The sequence below is a fragment of the Micrococcus lylae genome, assembly GCF_900163825.1.
GTDB lineage: Bacteria > Actinomycetota > Actinomycetes > Actinomycetales > Micrococcaceae > Micrococcus > Micrococcus lylae.
On the sequence record NZ_FUKP01000060.1, the window covers coordinates 1 to 11,383 of the forward strand.

An 11,383-nucleotide genomic window follows, 5' to 3' on the forward strand; every position below is an offset into this window, starting at 1 on the left:
GGAGGTTCTTTTCATCGTCAACGTCTATCTGTCACCAACGTCATGGCCGAGTACACCTAGGATGGCGGCGAACGAACGGGCCGGGGTGCCTGCGCCCCGGCGCCTCCGTCTGGCCAGGGAGCACCCCATGAGCACGCACGTCGACAGCACTCAGGCGGGTCGCGCACTCGACTCGACCGTCGGGCGCATCGTCACCGCCGTCGTGGTGGTGGCCGCGCTGATCTTGATGATGGTCGGCATGGGCCTGTTCGGCGGCACGCGTGTGACCCACGCCGTCGGCGGCTGGCTCGATGAGGACGCCACCTGGCTGTCCGTCGGAGAGGCAGCCGGCTACATCTGGGGGCTCATCTACGCCGGCTTCGTCGGCTATGCGGTGTGGCAGCTGATGACTCCCACCCCCAGCCGGCGGCACGTGCGCATGCGCCCCTGGATCCTCGCGGGCATCGCTCTGAACATCGTGTGGCTCGCCGCCGTCGAGGCAGGGCTGCTGTGGGCCAGCGTGGCGGTGAGCATCGTGCAGCTGGCCGTCCTGCTGGTGATCCTGGTCCAGATGGAACGGCTTCCCGCGCCGGGCTGGGGCGAACGGATCGCCGTGGACTGCGTCCAGGGGTTCTACCTCGGTTGGACAATGGTGTGCGTCTTCATCAACGTCGCCGCGGGCCTGGCCTCCTCCGGCTGGGACGGCGGCCCCCTGATGCCTGCCACCTGGGCCGTGATCGCTGTCATCGCCCTCACCATCCTGAGCGCACTGCTCTCCGCCTACGACGGCGGACGGTTCTGTGTGGTCCTGGCCGTGGCCTGGGGTCTGTTCTGGATCGGGGTGAACCGTTCCGACGGCCGCGGCCTGCAGTCCGGCAGCCTGGCGGTCACCTCCTACGGCTGCGCTGTGGTGGTCATCCTCGCCTGGGCCGGCGCCCGTTGGCTGTCCGCGAAGTCGCCCACCGGCGAGGCCCGTGACCTCATCGCCGACGCCCTCGACGGCGACGGTCAGATCACCACGCGCTGACGCCTGGGCAACGCGGCCGACTGCGGCGGGCGCCCCCTATGGAGTTGGTCACAGTGATGCGGTTCTGACCTGGGAAGATGCTCGCGTCAGGATAAACTGGGAAAGTCCTGTACGGCCGCTCCTCAAAAACTTGGAGGCCGAAGGGCATCTCCCCTTGGTGAGGGCTCATCCCCTCTTCGCAGAAAGGACACAGCGTCGTGCCCGTTTCCCCATCCCCCTCCAGCTCCCTGCGTCTGGCCGCCGCCCTCGGGCTCGGCCTGTCCCTGGTCCTCACCGGCTGCGGCGAGGATCCGAACGCCTCGTCCGCCGCCGGGAGCTCCTCCTCGGAGTGGGCCAGCGAGACCAATGACTCGTCCTCCAGTGCGTCCGCCGACCGGTCCGCCGACGCCCGTGAGTCCGAGCGGGCGGAAGACGGTCGCGGGGACGACGTCTCTGAGGAGTCGGCCCGCGAGTCCGAGGAGTCGGCCCGTGAGTCCGAGAAGGCCGAGCGCGCCGAGAAGGAGCGTCAGGAGCGCGAAGCGCGCAAGGAGCAGGAGCGTGAGACGCAGGCCCGCGCCGAGGCCAAGAAGTCAGCCGCCGCCGAGCGCGAAGCCGAGCAGGCCGAGGCGAGCCGAAAGGCTGAGGCGTCAGCGGCCGCTGAGCGCAAGGCCGAGCAGGCCGCGGCTCAGCAGCGTGAGCGCGAGGCGGCTGACAAGAAGGCAGCCGAGGCGAAGGCCACCGAGCAGAAGACGGCCGAGCAGAAGACGGCCGAGCAGGCCGTCGCGACGGACGCTGCCCAGGCTGCCGCTCCGGCCCCGTCCCAGGCCTCCGCGAAGCCGGCTTCCCCTGCGTACGTGGACGGGGAGCGCGGCATCGTGGTCTCCGTGACCGACGGCGACACCCTGCGCATCCGCATCAACGGCGTGGAGGAGCGGGTCCGCCTGCTGAACATCGACACCCCGGAGACCAAGCATCCCTCGCACGGTGTGCAGTGCCTCGGTCCGGAGTCCACGGCCGCCCTCAAGAGCCTGGTCGCCCCGGGACAGCCCGTCACCCTGCGCTATGACAAGGAGCGCCGTGACCGCTACGACCGGGTCCTCGCCGGCGTCTGGGCCGGAGACACCTTCGTCAACGCCGAGATGGCCCGCCTGGGCCTGGGCGAGCCGGTGATCTTCCAGCCGAACGTCCGCTTCTACAACGAGGTCCACGCCGCCTGGCAGGAGGCCAAGGCCGCCGGCCGCGGCCAGTTCGCCTCCGGCCTCGGCTGCACTCCGGGCACGGCGTCCGCACCGGCCCAGGCCGCTCCGGCTCCGCAGCAGTTCGCCGCTCCCGCATCGAAGCCGGCCCCGGCCCCGGCCCCGGCATCGAAGCCGGTGGCAGCCCCGGCCCCGGCCCCGGCGCCGAAGCCCGCAGCGGGCGGCTCGGGCCCGGTGGCAGGCAACACGGCCACCAAGACCTGCCCGGCCTCCCACCCGGTCAAGGCCAATGACAACTCGGGCATCTACCACCTGCCGCACAACCAGGCGTACTCGCAGACCAACGCCCGCAACTGCTACGCCACCGCCGCGGCCGCCCAGGCCGCCGGCTACCGCGCGGCCAAGCGCTGACCCGCCTCACCTCCCGCGCCGCTGCGGCTGCGGAGGGGGGCGACACAAGCCGGGCCCCGGTCCTGCCTGACGCTGTCAGGAAGGACCGGGGCCCGGCGTGTGTGGGGTGTCCGTCGAGGAATCAGGAGTCGGCGCGCAGGGCGTATCCGGCCTCCTCCAGCTTCTCCTGGGCCTCGGCCTTCTTCACGAGGGCGGAGGTGTCCTTCGGAGGCAGGCTGAGGTGGCTCTCGGCGGCCACACCGGCGCGCAGCTGCTTGGCGCGTTCCCATTCGGCGTCCACGGACAGGCCGAGCAGCAGCACGATGTTGAAGACCCAGAGCGCGAACAGCAGGGCCATGACACCGCCGATGGCGCCGTACGAGGAGTAGCCGGCCAGGGTGGCGAAGTAGACGGACAGGGCCACGGCGGCCAGGATCATGCCGACGAAGGCGACGATGTTGCCCGGGCCGAAGACGGTGAACTTCGGCTTCTGCACGTTCGGGGTCAGGTAGTACAGGACGGCGATCATCAGCAGCACGAGCACGACGATGACCGGCCACTTCACCCACGTCCAGATCGGCAGGAACGAGTCCGTGAGGAAGCCCATGAGGTCATCGGCGCCGAGCGGCTCGGCGATCGGCTTCACGAGACCCTCCACCAGGGTGCGGTTCACGGCGAGGCAGATGAGGACGACCACGATGCCCACGAGCACCACCAGGGTGGCCAGCAGGTTGGCGGCGGTGAGCTTCACGAAGCCGCGGCCCTCCTCGTAGCCGTAGAGCTGGTTCGCGGCGCGGTTGAAGGCCTTCACATAGGCGGAGGCGGACCACAGGGCGGTGGCGATACCGATGATCAGCGCGATCACGCCGCCGGTGGACTGGTTCATCATGTTGTCCACGAGGTCGGTGACCAGCGGGGCGTAGTCGGGGGAGACGTTCTTGTCCACGATGTCCTGGACGAGGTCGTTCACCACGTCGCGGTTGCTGGCCATCACCAGGGTGATGATCGAGAAGATCGCCAGCAGGGCCGGGGCAAGGGACAGCACCATGAAGTAGGTGAGCTTCGCGGCAAGGTCCGTGCCGCCGGCGTTCAGGAAGGTCTTGATCGAACGCGAGAAGGCGTACTTCCAGCCGTCACCGCCGAGCTTCACGGCCTTGTGCTGCTCCTTGCGCTTGTCGGGGTCGATCGTCGCGGCCTCGAGCGTCGCGTCGAGCGGATGCTTGGTCACGGGAGAGGTCCTCTCGGCGTGGGGTGTGAGGTACAGGTCAGCAGACCGAACATACCCCACAGGCCCGGCGCACCATCATGTCTCGGCTCCGGACGGGGCCGACTGCGTCCCGAGACGCAGCGGCCGTCCCGCCGGTCAGCACTCGATGACGTTCACGGCCAGGCCGCCGCGGGAGGTCTCCTTGTACTTGGACTTCATGTCCGCGCCGGTGTCACGCATCGTCTTGATGGCCTGGTCCAGGGTGACGCGGTGCGAGCCGTCGCCGAGCACGGCGAGGCGGGCGGCGTTGATGGCCTTGACCGAGGCGATCGCGTTGCGCTCGATGCAGGGGACCTGGACGAGGCCGCCCACGGGGTCGCAGGTGAGGCCGAGGTTGTGCTCGATGCCGATCTCCGCGGCGTTCTCCACCTGCACCGGGGTGCCGCCGATGACGGCGCACAGCCCCGCGGCCGCCATGGAGCAGGCCGAACCGACCTCGCCCTGGCAGCCGACCTCGGCTCCGGAGATGGACGCGTTCTTCTTGTAGAGGATGCCGATCGCGGCGGCGGTGAGCAGGAACTCGACCGCCTTCGCGTCCTGCTCCTCCTCGGTGGCCTCCTGCGGCAATACGAAGCGGCAGAAGTACATGAGCACGGCCGGGATGATGCCGGCGGCGCCGTTGGTGGGGGCGGTGACGATGCGTCCGCCCGAGGCGTTCTCCTCGTTCACCGCGAGGGCGAAGAGGTTGACCCACTCCATGGCCCACATCGGGTCGGTGCGGGTGGTCTGCTCGAGCAGGTGCGCGCGCAGGGCGGGGGCCCGGCGGCGCACCTCGAGGCCACCGGGCAGGATCTTCTCCTCGCGGGTGCAGCCGTTGTGGATGCACTCCTGCATCACGTGCCAGATCTTCGTCAGCTCGGCCTCGAGGTGCTCCGGGCTGTGGCGGACGGCCTCGTTGGCGCGCATCAGCTCGGCGATGGTCATGCCCTCGCGTTCGCAGTGCTCCAGCAGCTCGGCGGCGGTGCTGAACGGGTACGGCTCCGCGGCCTCGCGGGAGTCCTCTTCATGGCGGGTGATCTCGCGGGCGGCCTCGAGCTCGTCCTCGAGCTCCTCTGCCGTGACCACGAAGCCGCCGCCCACGGAATAGTAGTCGCGGCAGTGCAGCTGGCCGCCGTCCTGGTCATAGGCGGTCAGGCGCATGCCGTTCGGGTGGCCCGGCAGGGACTTGCGCATGTGCAGAGTCATGTCCTTCTTGCGGTCGAACCGGATGTGCCGGTCCCCGTCGAGCGGCAGGTCCCCGGACTCCACGATGGCCTTGACCAGGCCCGTGCACGCGTCCGGGTCGATGGTCTCCGGGTCCTGGCCGGCCAGCCCCAGCAGGACGGCGGTGTCCGAGCCGTGACCGATGCCGGTGGCGGCCAGGGAGCCGTAGAGCTCGGCCTTCACGCGGGCGGTCGAGTCGAGGAGGCCGTTCTCAGCGAGGCTGAAGGTGAAGCGGCGCGCGGCGCGCATCGGGCCGACGGTGTGGGACGAGGACGGGCCGATGCCGATGGAGAACAGGTCCAGGGCACTGAGCGACATGCGCGGCTCCCTTCCAGGTGGCTGCGGCGTCCTGCCGGTGGTGGGCGCGCCGCATGAGGGGGTCACAGACTGTGGACCAGCCTACGCGCTGGCACCCGGGTCCGGCCATGCCGCGGAAAGGTCCTGCCGTCCAGCGGAAGGGCAGCGGCCGTCGTCGTGCCCTGCTCGGCGTCCCCAGCACCGGCCCCGGCGCCGTCGCCTCAGGTCAGAGGACGTTGTCCGGGGACTCCTCCACCCGGGCCGCGGCGCGGAACGAGGCGAGGTCCGCCAGGTACTCCTCGGCGTGCAGGAACTCCTGCAGGCGGCTCTCGCGGTCCGCCTTCGGGTGGAGCATCACCGGGGCGATCGGCTCGTGGGCGTGGCCCAGGGCCACGATGTCCGCCCAGTCCGTGCTGTCCTGGGTGGCTGCGGAGAGCTGGCGAAGCTGCCACCAGGACGGGGTCATGAGGTTCACGGTGCCGCTGCGGAACTCGGTCAGCAGCGCCTCGGGTGAGGCCCAGCCGTGGCTGGCGGCCTCGGAGGACATGCGCTCCGGCTCCTGTCCTTCCGGCAGGCGGACCACGAAGAACACCGTGTCATACCGGCGCGGACCGCCCACCGGGGTGATCCAGCGGGACCACGGCACCAGGGCGGCCGCGTCCGGGACGAGGCCGTGCTCGGTGAGCAGGTCGCCGAAGGCGAGGTCGTGGGACTCGAGGCGCTCGCGGGTGTCCTCCGGGAGGGAACGGACGAGCTTCGGGTCCACGGCTGTGCCCGTCCGGGTGTCCAGGGCCAGCAGCACGCCGGTCTCCTCGTAGGTCTCGCGCAGCGCGGCGGCCAGCAGGCGGCCCGCGGCGTCCCGCGGGGAGAGCTCGGCCATGTGGGAGGCCGCGCCCTCCGGGGCGGCGTCCGTGCCGAGTCGGCGGGCCCAGTCGTCCAGGTCCACGCCCTTCCAGAGGTGCACGGGCAGGTCGTCCGCCGGATCCACGCGGCCGCCCGGGAAGGCGGTGGCGTGCGCGCTGAAGGCCATGGAGCCGGCGCGGCGCAGGGCGAACACCTCGATGCCCTCGGCGGCAGGGCGCACGAGAAGCAGGGACGAGGCCAGGCGGGCCGGGACGGGCTCGGTGCCGGAGCGGTCGGCGGTGGTCATCGGTCTCTCCTCACGCGGGCGGGCGGTTCCTCATCGGTGGCTCCGAGGATAGCGGCGCGGCCGCTGCCGCCCGCGGCGCAGGCCCGGCGGAGGCGGCGGGGTGGCACGAACTGCTTCAGTGAATCATCATTTACTGAGATGGCCGCATCGGGCAGGCGGGGCCATCCCTGTCCGCTGTAGCCTTGACCACAGTTCTGAGACCGTTCAGACCGCGGCGATTCGAGGAGGAGTCCGACCCGTGAAGATCATGGTGCTGGCCAAGCAGGTCCCCGACACCTGGCAGGAGCGCACGCTCGACATGGAGACCGGCATGCTGGTCCGCGACGGTGCAGCCGAGCCCGTGCCGGACGAGATCAGCGAGCGCGTCATGGAGGTCGCCCTGCAGTACAAGGACTCCGGCGCGGACGTGGAGATCGTCGCCATGACGATGGGCCCGGAGGACGCCACCAAGACCCTCCGCAAGATGCTCGCCATGGGAGCCGACGCCGCCGTGCACGTGGCCGACGACGCGCTCGCCGGCTCCGACGCCGTGCAGACCGCACGGGTGCTGGCCGCCGCGATCGAGAAGGAGGGCGCCGATCTGGTGCTCGCCGGCAACCTCGCCACGGACGGCTCCACCGGCGTCGTGCCGGCCATGCTCGCCGAACTGCTGGACCGCCCGTACCTGCCGCATGCCGAGGCCCTCGAGATCTCCGAGTCCGAGGTCGTGGGCACCGTGGTGACCGAGGACGCGGACCTGCGCGCCGCCGTCGCGCTGCCGGCCGTGGTCGGCCTGACGGAGAAGACCGCGGAGCCTCGGTTCCCGAACTTCAAGAACATCATGGCGGCCAAGAAGAAGCCGCTCACCGACTACTGCCTGGCGGACCTGGGGATCGTTGCCGGCCCGGTGGAGGCCGAGTACCGCTCCGTGATGGTCTCCGCCAACGCCCGCCCGGAGAAGCAGGCCGGTCCGAAGGTCGTGGACGACGGCACCGCCGCCGAGCAGCTCGCCGCCTTCCTGGCCGAGAACCGCCTCATCTGACGGACGCAGGACACCGAAGGAGACCTCCCATGACTGAGACCGTGAACACCGCCGCGAACTCCGGCGCCCCCGTCCTCGTCCTCGCCGAGCTCAACGCCGACGGCGAACTCCGTGCCTCCGCCGCCGGCCTGCTCGGGGCGGCCGCCACCGTCGGCGTGCCCGTGGCCGTCGTGGTGGGCGCGCCGGGCAAGGCCGAGGACGCCGCCGCTCGCCTGGGCGAGCTCGGCGCCACCGCCGTGCACACCCTCGAGACCGAGGACGCCGCCACCCGCATGGGCTCGGCCGCCGTGGCCGCGCTGGCCACCGTGGTCGGCCAGACGAACCCGGTGGCCGTGCTGCTGCCGAACACCCCGGAGTCCCGTGCCATCGCCGGCCGCCTGTCCGTCCGTGTGGGCGGCCCGGTCTGCGCCGACGCCGTGGGCCTGCGGTGGGCCGACGACGAGGTCATCGCCCAGCACTCCATCTTCGGAGGCGACATCCAGTCCGAGTCCACCGGCGAGGGCGGCCCGCGCATCATCACCGTGCGCGGCGGCTCCATCGATGCCCGCGCCGAGGCCGTGGCCTCCCCGCAGATCACCGCGATCGACGCCGGCTCCCTGCCGCAGGTCACCGCAGGGGCGGAGATCCGGGAGGTCTCACCACGCCAGCAAACCTCGTCCCGTCCGGAGCTGCGCGGCGCGAAGGTCGTCGTCTCCGGCGGCCGCGGTGTGGGCTCCGAGGAGGGCTTCGCCGTGGTGGAGCAGCTGGCCGACGAGCTCGGGGCCGCGGTGGGCGCCTCCCGCGCCGCCGTCGACGCCGGCTACACCCCGGCCGAGCGTCAGGTCGGCCAGACCGGCGTCATCGTGTCCCCGGACCTCTACATCGCCCTGGGCATCTCCGGTGCCATCCAGCACCGTGCCGGCATGCAGACCGCCAAGACGATCGTGGCCGTGGACAAGAACGAGGACGCCGAGATCTTCGAGATCGCCGACTTCAGCATCGTGGGTGACCTGTTCGAGGTCGTCCCGCAGCTGATCGAGCAGATCCGCGCCCGCCGCTGACGCGGCAGACTCCGGGAGGACCACGCATGCCCAAGCAGCGGATGGCCGGGTACACGCCCTTGAAGGGCCGTACCCACGACGACGCCACGCCCCTGACCCAGGATCCCTCGCCTCAGCCTGTGGCCGAGGCCGGGCCTGAGGAGACGGTCGCCCCCGCCACCGCGGCGCCCGCCGTCGGTGACGGGGTGCCGTACGAGCAGCGTCAGCGCATGGCCGGCTACACCCCGTTCCGGGGCACCGCGCCGCAGGCGGTGACCGGCGGAGCCCAGGGCCGGGCCACCGCGGCGCCGGCCGCAGCACCGGCCGCAGCACCGGCCGCTGCAGAGCCCGCGGCTGAGCCGGACCGGACGGCCGCCGTTCAGACGCCGTCCCCGGGTGCCGCGGCCGCGGTTCCGGCCGCCGTGTCCGGCGTGCCCTACGAGCAGCGTCAGCGCATGGCCGGCTACACCCCGCTCAAGGGTGGCGCCCCCGCTGCACCGGTCGCTGCGACCACCGCTGCGGCCCCGCGCACCGAGGCCGCCGCTGCGGCGGAGGCCACCCCGCCCGAGCGGTCCGCCGCCTCGGCCGAGGGCGCAGGCACCGCCGTGGCGGGGACCGCCGCCGGCGTCGCCGCCGGTGGTGACCTGGCCGCGAGCGCGAACACTGACGCCCAGGCAGCGACTGACGCCCAGGCACCGGCCGCCCCCGTGGGACAGCGCATGAAGGGGTACACCCCGCTCAAGGGCCGCACCGCCGGTGCCGCGGCTCAGACGTCCGACGCGTCCGTGCAGGCCGCCCCGGCCGCGGCCGAGCCGCCTTCCAGCGCCCAGGCGCCTGCCCAGCAGGCTGCCGATGCGCAGCCCGGCCGCAAGCAGCGCATGGGCGCCGGTACAGCCGCCGCTGCCGGAGGCGTCGCAGCCGCCGGTGCCGCCGGTGCAGCGGCCGCCCATGGATCCGGCCAGGACACCCCGGCCGCCCCGAAGCATGCAGCCCAAGCCCCGCCGGGCACCGCGCACCAGGGCACCGCGCACCAGGGTTCCGCGCAGCAGGGTGCTGCGCAGCCCGCCGCGGCGACCTCTGCGGCCGCTCCGAAGGCGGCCGGCAAGCCTGCCGGAAGGCCGGCGGCGCAGCCCACGAAGAAGGCCGAGGGCGCCGAGCCCATGCCGCGGGGACGGAAGGTGCTCTGGGGAGCGCTGGGCGCCGTCGTCGTGGCCCTGGCACTGGTGTTGGCCGCCCGCGGCCTGCGCACCCTCGAGCCGGTGCAGGACTTCATCGCGCAGTATGACGGGCACACGGCCCAGCCGGAGTCCGCCCCGATCGGCATCCCGGCCTGGCTCGGCTGGCAGCACTTCCTGAACATGTTCCTGATGGTGCTGATCATCAGGACCGGCCTGCAGATCCGCTCGGAGCAGCGTCCGCCGGCGAACTTCACCCCGCGCAGGGACTCGCTGTTCTCCGCCAAGGGGAACACGCCGAAGAAGTACTCGATGACCATCTGGATGCACCAGGCCCTGGACGGGCTGTGGGTGCTCAACGGCCTGGTCTTCGTGATCCTGCTGTTCGTCACCGGCCAGTGGATGCGCCTGGTGCCGACGGACCCGTACGTGTTCCACCACGCCCTGTCCGCCGGCATCCAGTACATGTCCCTGGACTGGCCGTCGGAGAACGGCTGGGTCCACTACAACGCCCTGCAGATGATCACCTACACCCTCGTGGTGTTCGTCGCCGCCCCGCTCGCCGCCCTCACCGGCTGGCGCATGTCCTCCTGGTTCCCCACCGAGGCCAAGGCGCTCAACAGGGCGTTCCCGATGGAGGCCGCCCGCAGGGTGCACTTCCCGGTGATGCTGTTCTTCGTCGGATTCATCGTGGTCCACGTGTTCCTGGTGGTCTTCACCGGCTTCCTGGCGAACCTGAACCACATGTACACCTCGCGCGAGGCCACCGACGCCTGGGGTCTGGTGGTGTTCCTGGCGTCCGTGGCCGTCACCGCCGCCGCGTGGTTCTTCCTCCGCCCGCAGTTCGTGGCCCCGGTGGCCCAGCGGTTCGGCACCGTCGGCCGCTGACCCGGCGGGACAGACGAAGGGGCCCGAGCCAGGTGCTCGGGCCCCGCCGTCATGTCTGCGGCCGTCCCTGCGTGGTGCGACCGGCCGAGGCCGCAGCGGCGCAGGCGTCCGGGAGGATCAGCCGGCGGTCGCGTCCTCGAAGTCACCGGCGCTGCGGCGGAAGCGGGTCAGGATCTCGATCAGCGAGGTGACGTCCTCGTCGGACAGTCCCGTGTCCGCGAAGACCTCCGTGTTCAGCGCGGCCGCGGCCTTCGCGGTGAGCTCGCGGCCCTTCTCCGTCAGGGCGAGCAGGGTGGCGCGGCGGTCGCCCGGGTGCGGCTCGCGCGTCACGAGCCCGGCGGACTCGAGGCGGTCCACGGCGTTGGTCACGGAGGTCGGATGCACCTGCAGCAGGGCGCCGGCCTTGCTCATGGGCATGCGGCGCTCGCGGGAGAAGTCCAGCAGGGCCAGCAGTTCGAAGCGGGCGAACGTCAGCGAGAACGGCTTCAGCGCCTTGTGGGCCCGGGCCAGCAGGATCTGCTGCGCGCGCATGATCGAGGTCACCGCGGCCATCGGCGCGGCGACGTCGTCCCACCCCTGGCGCTCCCAGTTGCGGCGGGCCTCCGCGATGGGGTCGCGGTTCAGGGTCTGTCGGGTGCTGCTCATTCGCCCCATCCTAGGTGAGGGGACGAGGGTGCGCCCGCTCGGCGGGCCTCGGTCTCACGGTGCGGGCGTCGGTCATCGTCGCGCCTGCGTCCACCATGTGGAAACACCTCTTCCCGACGGCGCAGCCCCGCCTACTGTGATGCGCAT

At 71.7% G+C, this 11,383-nt stretch carries 9 protein-coding genes; 5 read left to right on the plus strand and 4 right to left on the minus strand.

Features of this window, described 5'->3' with window-relative positions:
- Nucleotides 1-127: 127 nt before the first annotated feature.
- Complete coding sequence (locus tag FM125_RS08485) at nt 128-1,006, plus strand: tryptophan-rich sensory protein (RefSeq protein WP_245829924.1); 879 nt, start codon at nt 128-130, stop codon at nt 1,004-1,006.
- Between the two features lie 197 nt (nt 1,007-1,203).
- On the plus strand, nt 1,204-2,592 hold the full coding sequence (locus FM125_RS12305) for a thermonuclease family protein (protein WP_245829926.1): 1,389 nt from the start codon (nt 1,204-1,206) through the stop codon (nt 2,590-2,592).
- 121 nt (nt 2,593-2,713) lie between these two features.
- Here FM125_RS12305 and FM125_RS08495 read toward each other — a convergent pair whose 3' ends face one another.
- The 3 genes from FM125_RS08495 to FM125_RS08505 all read right to left on the minus strand — a co-directional run bounded on the left by FM125_RS08495 (nt 2,714) and on the right by FM125_RS08505 (nt 6,488).
- A complete protein-coding gene (locus FM125_RS08495) occupies nt 2,714-3,799 on the minus strand; it encodes a YihY/virulence factor BrkB family protein (RefSeq protein WP_087134301.1) in 1,086 nt (361 codons plus the stop codon).
- 135 nt (nt 3,800-3,934) lie between these two features.
- Nucleotides 3,935-5,359, minus strand: coding sequence for an L-serine ammonia-lyase (locus tag FM125_RS08500; protein ID WP_067190794.1), 1,425 nt, complete (start codon nt 5,357-5,359; stop codon nt 3,935-3,937).
- A gap of 205 nt (nt 5,360-5,564) precedes the next feature.
- Nucleotides 5,565-6,488 carry an NUDIX hydrolase gene (locus FM125_RS08505; protein WP_067190793.1) on the minus strand — a complete coding sequence of 308 codons (924 nt, stop codon included), beginning with the start codon at nt 6,486-6,488 and terminating at the stop codon, nt 5,565-5,567.
- A gap of 238 nt (nt 6,489-6,726) precedes the next feature.
- Between FM125_RS08505 and FM125_RS08510 the strand changes: the two genes are divergently transcribed.
- Genes FM125_RS08510 through FM125_RS08520 form a run of 3 tightly spaced genes read left to right on the plus strand, consistent with a single transcriptional unit; the run spans nt 6,727 to nt 10,591 of the window.
- Nucleotides 6,727-7,509, plus strand: a complete 783-nt coding sequence (locus FM125_RS08510; protein ID WP_067190791.1) for an electron transfer flavoprotein subunit beta/FixA family protein — start codon at nt 6,727-6,729, stop codon at nt 7,507-7,509.
- A 29-nt stretch (nt 7,510-7,538) separates the two neighbouring features.
- Complete coding sequence (locus tag FM125_RS08515; RefSeq protein ID WP_067190789.1) at nt 7,539-8,549, plus strand: electron transfer flavoprotein subunit alpha/FixB family protein; 1,011 nt, start codon at nt 7,539-7,541, stop codon at nt 8,547-8,549.
- Between the two features lie 26 nt (nt 8,550-8,575).
- On the plus strand, nt 8,576-10,591 hold the full coding sequence (locus tag FM125_RS08520; protein ID WP_245232119.1) for a cytochrome b/b6 domain-containing protein: 2,016 nt from the start codon (nt 8,576-8,578) through the stop codon (nt 10,589-10,591).
- A gap of 117 nt (nt 10,592-10,708) precedes the next feature.
- Here the strand turns inward: FM125_RS08520 and FM125_RS08525 are convergent, their stop codons facing one another.
- Entirely contained in the window at nt 10,709-11,236 is a 528-nt protein-coding gene (locus FM125_RS08525) for a MarR family winged helix-turn-helix transcriptional regulator (RefSeq protein WP_070638111.1), read from the minus strand.
- Nucleotides 11,237-11,383 lie beyond the last annotated feature (147 nt).

Coding starts and splice junctions, on each gene's coding strand:
- FM125_RS08500 (WP_067190794.1), bottom strand. CDS start 5,359: ATGTCGCTCAGTGCCCTGGACCTGTTCTCCATCGGCATCGGCCCGTCC.
- FM125_RS08485 (WP_245829924.1), top strand. CDS start 128: ATGAGCACGCACGTCGACAGCACTCAGGCGGGTCGCGCACTCGACTCG.
- FM125_RS08515 (WP_067190789.1), top strand. CDS start 7,539: ATGACTGAGACCGTGAACACCGCCGCGAACTCCGGCGCCCCCGTCCTC.
- FM125_RS08525 (WP_070638111.1), bottom strand. CDS start 11,236: ATGAGCAGCACCCGACAGACCCTGAACCGCGACCCCATCGCGGAGGCC.
- FM125_RS08520 (WP_245232119.1), top strand. CDS start 8,576: ATGCCCAAGCAGCGGATGGCCGGGTACACGCCCTTGAAGGGCCGTACC.
- FM125_RS08505 (WP_067190793.1), bottom strand. CDS start 6,488: ATGACCACCGCCGACCGCTCCGGCACCGAGCCCGTCCCGGCCCGCCTG.